Raw genomic sequence first — 15,836 nt, 5'->3', positions numbered from 1 at the left:
TTTTCTCATTATGGGCACTAAAATTTTCTAATTTATAGTTAATAGTCTATGCCCCTCGTGATGGATACACATAGTATGTGGAGAAATATCACGGAGGTGAGTTCATTGTTAAATCGTCATGGAAAACGCATTTGTAGACGTAAATTTAAACAAAGCATGCATTGTCGTGTTAAGGTTAAGGTGGTAAAGGTTAGACCTAAGGTTGTTGTTAATGCACCGCAAGGCGCTCAAGGAATTTCTGGACCAGTAGGACCGATAGGTCCGAAAGGGGCAACTGGCGCTCAAGGGATACCGGGACCACAAGGACTGCAAGGGATTCCGGGTATACAAGGGCCAGTCGGGCCAGCAGGCGCGCTCGGAGCAGTGGGTCCAGTAGGTCTAGCAGGTCCAGCAGGTCCAGTAGGCCCAGTAGGCCCAGTAGGCCCAGCAGGAGCAACAGGTCCGGCCGGTCCAGTTGGGGCTGGAATATCCGATTTCCTAAGTGTTTTCCGAGCAGATCCTGGCACAGGCACAGACACAGTACCTGGCAACTCACCAATAACTTTAACCGGGGTTTTGGCTAATGTTGGAGGTGCATTCACTTTTGTGCCGCCGTCCTCCACGATAACAATCAATGAAACAGGAAGTTACTTGATCTCTTTTAGCATTCATAATCAGGGCGATGCGGATTTCAACCTCACGGTAAATGGAACGCCCATAACACCTGTGCCTTTCACAGGTAATGGAGGAGGACCTATATCTGCTGAAGTTATTATTACAGTTACAACGGTTCCGACGACGATCCAGCTGGTAAATGCGAATGCAACTCCTGCACAGTTGCATAACAATCTGAATACCACTGTGACCATTCTAAAACTGACTCCTTAATTCCGATTCTCAATATAGTCTATGTCTGCATAAAAATAAAAGTTTATGTCTTTTATCCAGTCAATAAGTCTATTTATCCAGCAAGATAGTCTGAACTAGTAGGCACTGGAGAGTGGCGGGACGATGAAGCGCATAGACTTCACCGCTGCTCTCTGCGTTTCCAGAGCCCAGCCCTACCATTCGAACCAATCAACTATGATGCGAAAAGATTCGTACCAATAATGTGATAATCTGGTGAATTGTTTGTTGTATAAGTCCATATTGCTTCGTTCTCCATTATACTTAATGAAAACGGACGAGGAGATGGACTCCAGATGAAAAAACAAATGTGGATCATTGCAAGTGTTGCAGTTGTGATTGTGATCGGAACATACCTATTTGCAAGCAATACAGGCAAGGAAGAGGCGGGTACAGCCAATGCGCCCAGCATCCGAAAATTGGTGGAAGATATCAGCACAGGAAAAGAGACACCGGAATCTGCCTCCATCAATGCTAAACAGTTAATCGTAACCGATCAAGATAAAAAGACCACTACATACGATTTGCCTGAAAATGAATTTTTCCTTTCCATTGCACCCTATGTGGACCAGACGCATCCCTGTGCAATTCACAGCTTGACCGGTTGTCAGGGGGAAATGAGCAATAAGGAATTCAGCGTTACCATTCATGATTCCCAAGGCAACACTTTTATGAAAGATGAAGTGATGAAGTCTGGTACAAACGGATTTATGGATTTTTGGGTGCCTAGAGACAGAACCTATCTGATTCGTATTGTTCAAGATGGAAAGGTTGCAGAAACGCAATTGTCTACATACGAAAATGATAATACATGCATCACTACGATGCAGTTGAGTTAGTGCAAACAGTAGAAGGGAAGGATGGCCTTTGAGCTCTCTCTTTCCTTTTTTATTTCATAAAAGAGTTGGAATAAGGTACTTTGCATTGACAAAAATCCATTCCTACGGCATAATCCAATAGTGATAATGATAATTGTTATCATATAAATACATACAAACAGGGGAGATCAAGATATGAAAAAAGGGTTAAATGCACTGTTGATCATGCTGGCATTTGTGCTGGTTTTGGCGGGTTGTGGTAAAACCACGACTACAACAGACACAAGTCAAGGTACTAATTCGGGCAGTGCTCCCGCTGAAGAGACAGCAGGTCCTGTTACCGTAAAGCATAAACGTGGAGAGCTTAAGCTGGACAAGCCAGCAGAACGTGTCGTTACGCTTGAATGGACATATACGGAAGATGTCGTTGCCCTGGGGGTTCAGCCAGTAGGTAATGCAGATAACGCTAACTATAAAGTGTGGGTAACATCCGAAGCAGCACTGGATGACAGTGTAACGGATATCGGAACACGCGGTGAGCCGAATCTGGAAGCTATTGCTGCATTGAAGCCGGATCTGATCATTGCTAACGCAGATAATAATAATGCGGTCTATGATCAGCTTAATGCTATTGCACCAACCATTGAATTCGATCCGTATGATGGCGATGGCTATAATTATGACAAAATGACAGAAATCTTTAATACCATTGCAACAGCTCTCGGTAAAGAAGACAAGGCTAAGCAAGTTCTTAGTGATCTCGATCAGCACTATGTAGAAGCCAAAGAAAAATTGGCTGCTGCGGGTAAAGAGAACTTCAACTTTGCACTGACACAAGCATTCACATATCAAAATGCAGTCAGCCTGCGTATGTTTACGGATAATTCGGTTGTTATCGGTACATTGGACAAAATTGGTCTGGTGAACGATTGGAAGCCGGATAAACTGGAAAACTACGGCTTCTCGACAGTAGGAATTGAGTCGTTGACCGCTGTTAAGGACAGTAACTTCATTTATATTACTCAACCAGACGATGACGTTTTTGGCACAGCCATGAAAGATAACTCGGTTTGGAACGGGCTGAACTTCGTGAAGGACAAACGCACCTATCAACTGGCTAGCACCACATGGACTTTTGGTGGACCGATCTCCTCCAAAGTATTGGTTGACGGTGTTGTTGAGGCGATTACCAAATGAGTTCGGTTCAAAGATCCAAGCCAACGATGAATTGGCGCACAATAAGCATATATGGGGGCGGTTTGACCGCTCTCATCGTGCTTTTTTTTGTAAGTCTAATTTATGGAGAGGCATCCATTCCTTTGCATGTCGTTTGGGATTCGCTCACAGGCAGACAGGATTCATTAGAGCATAATATGGTCTGGGATTTGCGGATGCCGCGTACGGTGATTGGTATTCTTGCAGGCGGTGCACTGGCTGTTGCAGGCGCTTTGCTTCAGACGATTACGCGTAATCCACTGGCTGCTTCGGATACGCTGGGCATTAATGCAGGAGCGTACTTTGTGGTGGTGTTGGGAGCTATCGCTTTTCCAGGTCTATTAAGTCAGTCGCCTTTTCTTTTCGCAGCACTGGGTGGTTTGCTGGCAGCATTTGCGGCTTATTTCATGGGCGGCGGACGAACATCAAGCCCGGTTCGACTTGCGTTGTCCGGTATGATTGTATCAATGGTGATTGGTTCATTTACAAGTGCATTACATATTTTTTTCTCCATGGAGACACAAGGGTTGTTCCTTTGGGGCTCCGGAACACTTGTCCAGAATGACTGGAGTGGTGTGTTTTATGCTTTGCCTTGGGTGGTTGGTATTACTCTTCTCACGTTAATCCTGTCCAGACAGTGGGATATGCTGGAGCTGGATGAATCAACGGCTTCTTCCTTGGGACAAAAGGTTGGATTGGCTCGTGCAGTGGGGTTAATTCTTGCTGTATTGCTGGCCGCCGTGATTGTCAGTGTAATCGGACCGATTGGGTTCGTGGGACTGGTTGCACCTCATCTGGTTCGATTGAGTGGTGTACGTTCTAATCGATTACTTTTACCCGGTGTGTTCATATGGGGCGCAGCGCTCCTGGTTGGAGCAGATGTCCTCGCCAAGATGGTGCATAACTCCAGCATGGAACTGCCAACGGGTGCCGTTATGGCGATTATTGGTGCACCGTGGCTCATCTGGCTTGTTCTTACACGCATGAAGGCTGCGAACGGATCAGGCATGTCTACTTCAATGAGCACAGGAGGAGCTGCGCGTCGCTTTGCATTTGGCCCTATGGCTGTATTATTCTCAGTCATAACGGTCGTGCTTATCTTGCTCAGTACAATGTTTGGCGGTATGCGAATCCCGCTGGCCGATTGGTTACCAAGTCTGTTCCAATCGGATGGACTGTTCTCCGCGCTGATTCAGCTTCGGATTCCGCGTACTCTTGTTGCCGCAGGTGCAGGAGCTGCACTGGCAATTAGCGGTGTGCTCATTCAGATGGCAGTACGTAACCCGCTGGCAGATGCTTCAATTGTTGGTGTGTCCTCAGGTGCAGGGCTTGGAGCGATGATGGTCATCATTTTATGGCCGGGTCTTCCGATATATTTGCTGCCAATTGCGGCAATCATCGGTGCAGCCATTGCTGCAGTGGTTGTGTTCTCCCTCGCTTGGAAGAAAGGACTGAACCCTTCGGCGGTTGTATTGCTGGGGATTGCGATGTCTGCGATTGCTGGAGCAGGTATTCAGATTCTGATTGTCCGAGGTGCGGTATACGGTAGCAGCGGATATATCTGGCTGACAGGAAGCACCTATGCTCGTACCTGGGAACAGGTGAAGGTTATCGGATTATTTTTAGTTATTCTGGTACCGGTGGCTTGGTGGCTGGCACGCAGATTCGAACTGCTGGTATTTGACGACAATAGTGCATCCGGGCTTGGTCTCGGAGTACGTCGTACACGTTTATTAGCCATGACAGTTGGTGTATTACTTGCAGCAGGGGCGGTTGCTTGTGTAGGAACCGTTGGTTTTATCGGCCTGATTGCACCACATATGGTACGGCTACTGACGGGGAATAAGTTAAGACGATCCATGTTCCTATCCGCATTAGCGGGTGCAGTCATGCTGGTGCTCGCCGATACAATCGGCAGAACCGTCATGGCACCGACAGAGATTCCATCAGGCATACTCATTGCGATTATTGGAACACCGTACTTCCTGTATCTGATGTATCGTTCTAACTGGCGCAAGTCTGTATAAATCGTTGAAACCAGAAGCCTGCTCCCCGAGCAGGCTTTTTGCTGTCACTTGGCACCATTCTGCCGTGAGCTTAAATCACCCAATGAATGTCTACTCCCGCACCAAATGACAAAATCCCCTCACGTCTACAAGAAGTAGAGATCACGTTATCAAACGTGATACTTTTACTCCCTGTGAACCTTGAGGGGATTTTTGCTTGAGCACATTCGAATCGTACTCCCGTTAGCTGGATTTCAGAATCCCGCTGTCATCGACGGATTGTACCGCTTGTTGCAATATTTCATTATCCTGAACGAGGGCGAAGCGCACATACCCTTCACCTGAAGGGCCAAAGGCACTCCCTGGCGTTGCGATGACTCCTGCATGTGTAACCAGATCCATGGCAAATTGTTCCGAGCTGTCGTAGTGCGCCGGAATCCGGCTCCAGACGAACATCGTTGCTTCAGGTTTGGCAATCGGCCAACCCAGACTGCTGAAGCCCTCACAGAGGATGTCTCTACGCTGTTCATAAATAGCTCTGACCCGTTCAACCTCCGATTGATCACCGGTGATGGCGGCAATTGCTGCTTTTTGGATCGGTAGGAACATCCCGTAATCCATATTGGATTTCAGCTTTTTCAGCATGGAGACCATGGTTGTATTGCCCACACAGAAGCCGATTCGAGCTCCTGCCAGTCCGTACGTTTTTGACAGGGAATTGAATTCCACACCGACGTCCATGGCGCCAGGAAACGCTAGGAAGCTTCCACATGACTTTCCGTCAAATACGAGTTCGCTGTACGCGTTATCGTGGAGCACGATAATATCATACTTCTTCGCAAAGGCAATCAGGTCAAGATAGAACTGATCCGGTGCCATCGCAGTTGTCGGATTGTTGGGATAGGAGACCAGCATGAATTTCGCTCGATGAGCGATATCTTCCGGTATATCCTGAAGCTGAATAACATACCCGTTTTCTTCTTTTTGCGGCATATAATACAGTTCTGCACCTGCCAGTAACGGTCCATCCGCGAAGACGGGATAGCAGGGGTCAGGGACCAGTACCAGATCACCTTCATCAACAATGGAGAGGGATATATGTGCCAGCCCTTCCTGTGAACCGAGCAAGGAACAGATCTGTGTTCTCGGGTCTAACTCGACCTGATAGCGCTGCTTGTACCAATCGCTTGTAGCTTGCAGCAACTCACTCTGATCATTCACTGCATATATATAATTAGCCGGATCAGCTGCGGCCTCACATAGTGCAGTTATAATATGCTGCGCAGGTGGGATATTCGGCGTACCCACACTGAGATCAATAACCGGCAGTCCGTTCTCCAGTCTGCGGCGTTTAATCTCCAGCAACCGGGTGAAAATTCCTTCGTTGAAATGATCCATTCGTTTGGCAAAGTTCATGATGATGATTCAGCCTCCAATCCTCTTCGTACGCATATTCATTAATAATAAATGGACAGAGACTAAAAGAGAAGAGCAGGGGAAAGCTTGCGGATTATGACTTTACTTTAAACTGGCTTAATTCGTCTTGCAGTTTGCCAGATAGCTGGTTCAACTGTTTTGACAGATCTGCTACCTGTTCGATACTATCCAGCTGCTCCTGCGTGCTGGCGCTTACTTCTTCCGTCGATGCCGAGTTCTCCTCTGTGGTAGAAGAGATAATCTCCAGTGCTTGGAATATCTCATCTTTGTGTTTGTGTACATTGGAGGTATTGTTGGTAATCTGCATCATACGCTGCTGAAGATCTTTCAGGTCTTTGTTAATACTAAAGAATACATGTTTGGTATCTTCTACGGATTTGGCATTCTCCTCCGCAATCTTCATACCGCGCATGGTATGTTCAACTGACAGGGTTGTTTTCTCTTCAATAACATTTACCTTTTTGTTGATTTCCTCTGTTGCCTGAGCCGTCTGTTCTGCAAGTTTGCGGACCTCTTCGGCAACGACGGCAAATCCTCTTCCATGTTCGCCAGCCCGTGCAGCCTCAATGGAGGCATTCAGGGCGAGCAGGTTCGTTTGAGAGGCAATTTGTTTGACCGTATCCACAAAACTGGATATTTCATTCCGACTCAGGTCAATCTCCTGGATAATAGAGGACATTGCTTGGGTGGACTGATGGTTTTCCTCGGACCATTTCGATAATTGTTCCACGACCGCAAGTCCTTGGCTGCTCTGATCAGCAGATGTCTGCACGACCGTTCCCATAGCCTGCGCATCGGTAGCAATTTCATCGATTTGGCTGGATAAAGAGCCTGTTTTTCGTAAAATATTTTCCGTTTCGATGGACTGATAATTCGTTGCATTGGCAATTTCGTTGATGGCTGTTGATGTGTCATTCATGGTCACAGCTGTTCGAGAGGAGATGGCTTGCAGATCATTCGACGACTGGTTCAGGATTTGCGCCGAGCTGCCGACCATTTGCAGCATGACCTGAATTTTCTGTACCATGGAATTCAAGCCTGTAGCGATCTGTCCAATTTCATTATTAGATTTGATATCCAGTTGGACAGTCAGATCACCTTGTTCAATCTGTTTAATCTTAGCCAGCAGCTGTGGTATGGAGCGTAACAGACGGCGAAGGGTAATGTAACAGATAATCACAAGTAGAAGGGTAGCTGCAGCAAAACCGCCAAGCGTAATCCACGTGAACGTTTTTAATTCCGCGAGAACTTCCTCTTCGGATATGGTCAGACCAACGGACCATCCCGTATCCTTGCTGGTAGCGTAGCCGATATAACGACGTTCCCCATTGTCGTTCATAAGCTGTACGCCGTTTTCACCGGCAAGCATTTTCTTGCCGATGTCCCCCATGTCCCCCGTACTGTCCAGGATGTTCTCCTTCAAAACCTTCTCTTGATCCGGATGGTACAGAATTTCCCCGCTCTTGGACAGCAACATGGAATAGCCCGTGCTTCCAAGGGAATAACTCTCCATAATCGCCGGAATATCCTTAAATGCAATATCCGCTGCGGCAAAGCCGATCGTGTTGTTGTTGTCGTCTTTGATCGGATAAAAGATACCCATAAGTACATTGCCTGCTGCAATATCAATGTACGGATCGGAGAAATAAAGTCCGTCTGCGGTGGTAACCGGCTTGTAGTATGGACGTGACTGGATATCAAAATCCGGTGCAGATACGACACCATCATTTTGAATCCAAAAGCCTTTTCCATCCAGACCCGCGACCCAGGCATCGGCAAACGAAGGCTCTGCCTTAACGATAGCGGCCAGTGTCGCTTGTGTATCCGCAGCGTAGGTAGAACTTGCCGCATCCGCAGCAGATGCTGTTGTTTTTATGTATTGCTGAAATAATGTGTTGGTGGACATTTGCTTGACCAGTGCACCTTTTTCCTTGAATAGTGCATCAAATTCACTAACAATGGCTTGTGTCTTGGTCTGGAGCATGGATTCCTGCTGTTTCACCAGAATGTTTCGTGTGCTTGCAAACATAAATGTTCCCAGCACGGCAAAGACAACTACGATAATGATCAGCAGCACAATGGACAACGTATTTGCCATACTGGATGTCCGTGCTCCCGGTTTCCCCCACTTGTTCAACATGTTCGACATATTCCATCTCCCCAGATGAGTAATAAAAGCTTAAAACGCCTTAGTTATATGTCGGTATAAGTTATAGTTTTATGTAGATTGCTGTCGAATAATCCTGAAAGCGACGGAAAGGAAAGGCATGAGTATGAGAAGGATGAAAGGGGCGGGATGAAAAAAGAGGAAAGGAATGAAAAAACGGGGATCGGTGGTGGTTCATCCAGGCGATCTTGTTTATAATGGAATGAATTGGAACTATGGGTGGAAAAGGGGGATTATCTGTGAGTGAGTTATGGCATGCTTCAATACAGGGGGCTCCATGGAATGCCGAACAGATGCACCAGGCGGTGCATCTGTTGCGCCGCAGAGCAACGGTTCATTTTCGCGTTGGCGCGGATACACACGAGGACCTTGCCGAGCTCGATGCCAAAGTATTCTTTGCCCGGCCGGATCTGATCCTACACATATCACATATGGACCCTAAAGGGGTATATTCATCCGGATTTTTGGGGCGACTGGCACAGTTGAAACATGTGTCTGCCTTGCAGCTTGATCTTTCGCAGGCACAGGATTTGACGATACTGGGTGCGATGGAGCAACTGCAGTTTCTAAGATTGAATTCACCTGCAAAGGCGACTGGGCTCGATTTTATTAAACACTACAAACGATTGACCTTTCTTGAACTGCGTGGCAAATTCAACGGATTTGCTTCCATTGCGGCGTGCCTCCAACTGCATACGCTCATTCTGAACTGCACGGTCGAAAGTGCTGATGTGTTGGCGGAACTGCCTATGCTTCAGTATCTATCCCTGGATCACTGTGAGTTAAAAGGGGGATTGGATGTATTGACACAGTCGACCATCTCCATGTTGAAGCTCAGCTCTGTTCGCAAACTGACAAGCATTCAGGGACTCGAACAGATGCGCGGGTTGGAATATCTGCATCTGTCCTTGCCCAAGCTGGAGCATTTATGCGACTTTTCCCATCTGAACTCTCTCAGACAACTCGAACTGGACTATATGAAATCGTTACGGGATACCAAACATCTATGGACAGCCCGTGCTTTGGAGTCTATTGAACTGAAAGAGATGAATACGGCGCTCAAGGCGGATTCATTTGCTGGACTGACCGGGCTGGAGCATTTGCGCCAAATCGATTTTCGTTTTATTGATGTTAACAAAGGACGAATTGCAGCTATGCGTGATCACCTGGACAAGGCCGGAAAATCCCATTTGTTATATGAAAATATCCCTGAGCATGAACGCCTGAATTCTATAGGTATTACGCACTTATCGCATGTATTAATGTAAACGGGCTTCTGTCCAGCGTGTGTATACAGAGCGCACTCCGGTGAACGGACCGATTGAGGCGTGTAGATGTCATTGCTATCTAGGTGTTCGTATCCGTTAATGCAGGCATGTTGATCTCTTTCACGCAGGCCGCTTTGGACAAGCTGATGATACATCGAACGATGGCGACCATATCCTGCAGAGGAATGCGGGTCCCATCATACTCGGCCAGTGCACGTTCCATCCCGTCTTCATACGGGATTTCTGCCGCCAGTTCTCCCGGGTTGATGCATGTCACCGCGATGCGGTCATTCCTCGTATGCTCTCTTAGAGCTTCCGTAATACCCCGTATGGCAAATTTGGAGGCGACAAAAGAAACCTGGCTGCTGCCTGCATTGCTCAAACCGGCTGTTGAACCGATCAGGATGATCTTCCCTGCTTCAGATTGGCGGAGCTGAGGCAGTAAAGCCTGTATACATACAATCGTAGAAGTCACATTCACATGGATCAGCTGACTGATATCTGCGGGTTCATCCTTATCAAACGTGTAGTGTTCTTCAAACCCTTCCTTTTCCCAGATTCCCACGTTATAAATAAGCACATCCAACGTCTCGCCTTGAAGCTGGCTGGCAATATGCTCCGCGGCTTGAAGCTCGGAAAGATCGGCCTGAATCCATATTCGCTGGACGCCATCCTCCACGGTCAGACTTTCAGGCTTGCTGCGGGACACCACCCAGACCTTATCACCGGATTGTGGCACACCTCTGACAAATGCATCGCCTAATCCCTTGCTTGCACCAAAGACAATTATATTTTTCAAATAAAGCCCTCCTTATCGATTAGAAATTAATAATTTTTACATTAATCTATATCTTACTATAGAGGTGATACATGGAACATGAAGTTTGAATGAGGTATGCTTCATCCTTGTCAAAGAAAAACCACCCCTGCCCCGCAAGGACGGGAGAGAGATGGTTGGAGAGATCATGATGACATTAATGGTAAAGTTTTAACTCGGCGATGGACCACCACCACTCGGGAGTGTCCGCGGTCAAAGCAATTTTGATGTATCGCGCCGTTTGTTTGGAGAACGTTTGTGAGATGGCAGGTCCTGTTCCCAGGGCTTCCGTAACCCCATCCCACTGTTCGCCATCATCAGAAGTGAAGAACTGGAAGCTGCGAGCATAATCGTTGCTGCTGCTGCCCGAGTCCATTGTCAAGCGGCTGAAGCTCTGCTTGCTTCCAAGATCAATCTGGACCCATTGATTGGCATGTTGACCAGATGAAGAGGTCCAGCGTGAATTCAGATCGTCGTCCAGCATCGCCGCAACATCTTCAGAGGTGGAGGCAGTCGCTGTCCATGATGTTCGATCCAGTTCAGCAGGTAGCAGATGATCCTGTTCCCCGGATATCCAGGGTGTCTGATCAACGGTATAGACCTCTAATTCAGCCACGGACCACCAATGAGAATCAGTACCCGTCTGTACGACCTTAATATAACGTGCCTCATGCGGTGTAAAGGCGATAGAAAGTAGCGCATCTGATCCTTTACCCGAAGCCAAAGCTTCTCCCCAATGCTCTCCATCCAGGGAAGTATATATTTCATAACCGCGAGCAAAGTCTTCCCGGCTGTGCGCGCTGTCCAGCACAATCCGATTCACTGGTTGCGAGGCTCCCAGATCAAGCTGAATCCATTCGCCTCCTGTTTGAGTCTGACCGGAGGTCCAGCGTGTTTGGTCCGAGCCGTCGACTATAGCCGCTGCATCGTCTCCGGAGGAAGTGGTCACGGACCAGCCGTCTGGCAGCAACCGCTTTTGTTTGCCCGTTCCATTATGATGAATAAACAACTCGGAGATAGACCACCATTGATCGGAATCCCCGATCTGTACCACCTTCATATAACGTGCCTGCTGTTCAGGGAAGGTGATGGACATGTGTCCAGGCGTGCCTTCGCCACCTGCAATGGACGTGCCCCAGTGTTCACCGTCATCCGAGACATAAATCCGATACTGTCTCGGATAGTCTTCTTTCGCATGGCCCGGATCCAATTCTATGGCATCGAAAAAACTCTTCTGGCCGAGGTCAATGGTAATCCATTGTCCTTTGGTTTGCTTCCTACCGTTTGTCCATAGTGTATCTGAACTTCCGTCCAGCATATTGGCTGTCACATCTGCTCCTTGAGTAGAGGAGGCGGTTACGATCCATGAAGAGCGATCTGGAGGCGGTACGGGCTGTGGGAGCTCTGGTGTTGCTTCAAATTTGCCAAATCGGGCCAGTTTGAGTTCAGAGATCGACCACCAGCTGTCTGCAGAGGAAGTCAATACAATTTTGACATAACGGGCGGTTTGCATGCCCAAATCAACGGACAGACTTGGAGATGTTCCTGCTCCCTCTGCGATAGGCTCGCTCCAGTTCTCGTTATCTTTGGATACGTAGATTTCGTACCCGTGAGCATAATCACCGCCGTTGTTGCCGGAGTTCATGAATACCGTATCCATAAACTGTTCGCCACCCAGATCGATATGCAGCCAATCGCCGGGCTTCTGAAGCTGTCCGGATGACCAGCGTGTAGTCAGATCACCGTCCACCATGCGCTCTACCGGCTCCGAACTGGAGGATGCCGTAATGGTCCATTGGCTCCGATCGAGATAGACTACACCCTTAGAGGCATCCGGCTGTTTAACGACGGAATGTTCCAGCGGGTTAACCTTTACTTGCGCTTTGGCATACACGGTAGCCGAACCCAAAGCGCCATTGGCATTGTAGAAATGAACTTTTTTGACAGTGTCGGACGGATTCCAGATTTGCGCTGTATAGACGCCGTCTTTTTCATACACGGTTGCTGCCGGATCATCTGCCCATATATCCATCGTGCGTGTTCCCGTAGAAGCCATGCTGTGCATGAACCAGTACGCGTTAAAGACTTCATTTTGCTGCATCTCGCTCGTATTCCATTTGGCCAGAGCACCTTGCGGGTCTCCAATGGACTGGAACGGCCAGATAATATGCTGCCATGTGCGTTCCTGCTGACCGCCCAGATCCTTGATGAGACCATTGTAGAGAGCCTTAGTATTCTGCGGATCACGTCCATAATAGGTCATCCATTCCGCTGGCGGCAGCCAGTGAATACCGTAAATGTGCTCGGCTTCATTCGAGAAGTACGTTCCATACAGGTAGGCACTGCCGTACACATGACCTACCGTAGCGTGTTGGTAATCCTCCAGCCAGTTATCCCCGTCATAGTTAAACCAGTATTGCTCGGCAGCCTTCTCTTCGGTCACGAAGCCCCAGATCCCGGTGTCGCGATAGGCTTTGTTGCCTGTCACCTCACCCCACATATATTGGCCGACCCAACTAAAGAGCGCTTCACCTGCGGCCTCCTGGTTATTCCCGCTGCGATTATCGGCGTAACCACCTGCCCAGGAGTGACCTGCGTACGGATCAAAATTGCGAAGCCATGGAAACTGATCATCTGTCCGTGAAGGATTGGCATAGTCCCGAATCAGAAGCTCAACCATGTCGCCGTAATCTTGCAAGAATGTTTTGTCATATGTGGCCAGTACAGCCGATGCAAAAACGTAATAACCGTAGGTAAAATGATGATCTGTCAATCCGGTATTAACACCGTATCCGCTACCGTAAGGGAAGATGGTTCCCCATTCATCCGAATAATAAAAATAATACGAGTGCAAAGGTTCATCCGGCGAATAGGTATACCAATCTGTCAAAATGGTTCGAAGCAGGGACAGATAGTGGTCTCGTCGTACCGTATCTCCGATCTGGTCGCTGATGAGTACACCCAGTGCAAGCGGATGAAGCTTTTTCCCTTGCCAGTAAGGATCCTCGCTCATCAGATTGCCTGCCGTATCCGCGTCAAGCTGATCCAGATAGCTGATTAATTGTGCACGCGAGTAGGTTGGATCATCTGGCTCCACAAATTGCGGAATAATGCCATAGAATCGATCCTGTGTCGTAAATGTATTGCCTTCACTTACTTTCATCATGCCGCGAATGGAAGGGTAAGCAAGCTCCGTTACCGGAGTAGTCGCTAGTTTCCATTGGTGCGGCAACAAGGCCATCAGTGTCTCGGAGGAAAAGCCTGCCCGCTTCGTCTGGGTTACCGAGTTGAAGGTAGTCGTTACCAATGAAGTGCTCTCATTATAATTGTAGTCCACTGTTGTATCGGTTACAAAGGCGTAGGCATGCCGGTAATAATAAGACAGTTCTGCCGCGGACGGCAGGGTAGCCAGTGACAGATAGTTTTCGCTCTGGCCCAGCTTGATTTTGAGCGTATTGCCAAGTTTCATAAATACGGTTCCTTCAGGTGCAAAGATCCCGTAGTTTCTTGTAAAGGTCTGAGGCGTGGGCGCTCTGTCCTGATTGGTTACTTCAATACCGATATGATCGGCCGTCAGCGATTCTCCATCATTCAGAACAATTTCACGGTTCTGATCATCGAAGAGACGTGTGATGTTGGGAGAACGAACAATAATGGTATCCGGGTTATCGAAGGTGTTGTACAGGAAAGGGGAACCCTTCACAAACGTGGTATTCATTTTGGCTGTGTCATCATCGCTCATGATGATCGTTGCGGAATAATCCCCATATCTCGCAACCTTGGTATTTACCTCCGCCGGGTTCATATTGCTGGTGCTCATGATCAGATCCGGTTCACCGTCAGCGTCCATAGAACCGCCATCAGCCGAAACATAACCAGCTCCGGGATTCAGAAGTTGAAGTCCTTGTTTGGTATATCTGCTTTTAAGCGGGAGTGTGACCAGACTGTTGCCATCCCCCAGATCGGATACAAGAATAGACTGCCACCAGTCATTGGAAGGGAGGGGCGCTGTGATGTCAGCCGTGCGATTTTTCGGGTTTTTCGGCTGCAGCATGGTGATGTCATTTACAGCGTAACTGCCGGAACCCACCTGTACCGAGGACGGTTCAGGGATATTCGGAATGGTATGCACAGGTTTGGCATCGCTTTCGATATACTCGTAGACGTCAAATGCGTACAGGGAGTATCCGTTGGTTGTTCCTCTGCCAAGTCCGGCCAATTTTACATACCGTGCTTCGGCGTATACCGGAATCTCATCCCGTCCACCGTCGCTGTGCAGTTCTCGGTATAATGTAGTCCACTGGTCTGCATCATTTGATACTTGAATATCGTATGCACGTCCAAAAGCGTTCTCCCATTGTAGGGATACGTTCCCGATTTCCCGGATTAGTCCAAGGTCTACAACAATCCATTCCTGATCCTTGTAGATGGAAGACCAGCGTGTATCCGGACGGCCATCCGTTACATTCCTGGCTTCGTAATTCCCTTTTTCCATTTTGGCTTTATCCTCGGCTGAACGGCTGGGCTCATCAATTTCTTCCGAAGACGCTGTAACCGGTTGTCCTAGTGCAAGGTTCATTGCTACTGGTTTGGGAGGTGGATTTGCTCCGCCCGTCCCATATACATTGAATTCGTATACAGAGACGCCATAGGCTGGCTGTGCTCTTTGATGACTGAACAAGCGCACATATCGTGCCTCCGCTGTAACCTCAATTTCTGTCAGGCCGCCTTGCCCCTTCGTTGTGGAGTAAACAGACTGCCAGTTAACCTCGTCGTTGGATACTTCCAGATCAAAGGCGGAAGCATACGCATTTTCCCACTGGATGGAGATGCCCGAGATGGAGGCCACCGCGCCTAAGTCAACATAGATCCACTGCGGATCTTGCTGCCATATGCTTTCCCAGCGGCTGTTTTTGTTGCCGTCAACCACATGATCTGCCGTATTGCCGCCCAGAGATGAGGAACTGTACACAGGCCGGTTCAGGGATAACAGATGATGTTCCTCATCTGCGGCGTGCACTTTTGAGATCGGCGACAGCGGGATGCTGCTAATCAATAACAGAACAGATAACATCAAGTTAATGTAGATGTGGCGTGTTTTTCCCTTTTGACTCGTTCTTACCTTCATATGACTCTCCTTTGTTAGCCCCTTCCATCTCACCAGATAGAGCTTATCTTTTTCCCTTACTCGCTACCGTATGTATCATTCTGTTCTCCCGTGTT

At 48.1% G+C, this 15,836-nt stretch carries 9 protein-coding genes; 5 read left to right on the top strand and 4 right to left on the bottom strand.

Annotated features, from left to right (window positions below; genetic code table 11):
* Positions 1 to 105 precede the first annotated feature (105 nt).
* The 4 genes from J2X75_RS13910 (at position 106) to J2X75_RS13895 (ending at position 4,945) form a co-directional block, all read left to right on the top strand.
* Positions 106 to 867 (top strand): collagen-like domain-containing protein, encoded by a 762-nt coding sequence (locus J2X75_RS13910; protein ID WP_397383630.1) that lies wholly within the window; start codon positions 106 to 108, stop codon positions 865 to 867.
* A gap of 314 nt (positions 868 to 1,181) precedes the next feature.
* Positions 1,182 to 1,724, top strand: a complete 543-nt coding sequence (locus J2X75_RS13905) for a CueP family metal-binding protein (protein ID WP_310337255.1) — start codon at positions 1,182 to 1,184, stop codon at positions 1,722 to 1,724.
* Positions 1,725 to 1,898: 174 nt separating this feature from the next.
* The gene (locus J2X75_RS13900) at positions 1,899 to 2,900 is read left to right on the top strand and encodes an ABC transporter substrate-binding protein (RefSeq protein WP_124115888.1); all 1,002 of its coding nucleotides are present in this window, start codon (positions 1,899 to 1,901) and stop codon (positions 2,898 to 2,900) included.
* The gene (locus J2X75_RS13895) at positions 2,897 to 4,945 is read left to right on the top strand and encodes an iron ABC transporter permease (protein WP_310337251.1); all 2,049 of its coding nucleotides are present in this window, start codon (positions 2,897 to 2,899) and stop codon (positions 4,943 to 4,945) included. Before J2X75_RS13900 ends, J2X75_RS13895 begins: the two co-directional genes overlap by 4 nt.
* A 222-nt stretch (positions 4,946 to 5,167) precedes the next feature.
* Here the strand turns inward: J2X75_RS13895 and J2X75_RS13890 are convergent, their stop codons facing one another.
* Positions 5,168 to 6,340 carry an aminotransferase class I/II-fold pyridoxal phosphate-dependent enzyme gene (locus J2X75_RS13890; RefSeq protein ID WP_310337249.1) on the bottom strand — a complete coding sequence of 391 codons (1,173 nt, stop codon included), beginning with the start codon at positions 6,338 to 6,340 and terminating at the stop codon, positions 5,168 to 5,170.
* Positions 6,341 to 6,434: 94 nt separating this feature from the next.
* Positions 6,435 to 8,510: a methyl-accepting chemotaxis protein gene (locus tag J2X75_RS13885; RefSeq protein ID WP_310337248.1), complete on the bottom strand. Its 2,076-nt coding sequence runs from the start codon at positions 8,508 to 8,510 to the stop codon at positions 6,435 to 6,437.
* A gap of 257 nt (positions 8,511 to 8,767) precedes the next feature.
* Here J2X75_RS13885 and J2X75_RS13880 point away from each other — a divergent pair, with 257 nt between their 5' ends.
* Positions 8,768 to 9,796 (top strand): leucine-rich repeat domain-containing protein, encoded by a 1,029-nt coding sequence (locus J2X75_RS13880; protein WP_310337246.1) that lies wholly within the window; start codon positions 8,768 to 8,770, stop codon positions 9,794 to 9,796.
* Between the two features lie 79 nt (positions 9,797 to 9,875).
* Here J2X75_RS13880 and J2X75_RS13875 read toward each other — a convergent pair whose 3' ends face one another.
* On the bottom strand, positions 9,876 to 10,595 hold the full coding sequence (locus J2X75_RS13875) for an SDR family oxidoreductase (protein WP_310337245.1): 720 nt from the start codon (positions 10,593 to 10,595) through the stop codon (positions 9,876 to 9,878).
* Between the two features lie 175 nt (positions 10,596 to 10,770).
* On the bottom strand, positions 10,771 to 15,741 hold the full coding sequence (locus J2X75_RS13870; RefSeq protein WP_310337244.1) for a discoidin domain-containing protein: 4,971 nt from the start codon (positions 15,739 to 15,741) through the stop codon (positions 10,771 to 10,773).
* Positions 15,742 to 15,836: the final 95 nt, after the last annotated feature.

The organism is Paenibacillus sp. 2003 (assembly GCF_031455635.1).
Taxonomy (GTDB): Bacteria; Bacillota; Bacilli; order Paenibacillales; family Paenibacillaceae; genus Paenibacillus; species Paenibacillus amylolyticus_B.
This window is presented reverse-complemented; position numbering and strand designations above follow the sequence as displayed.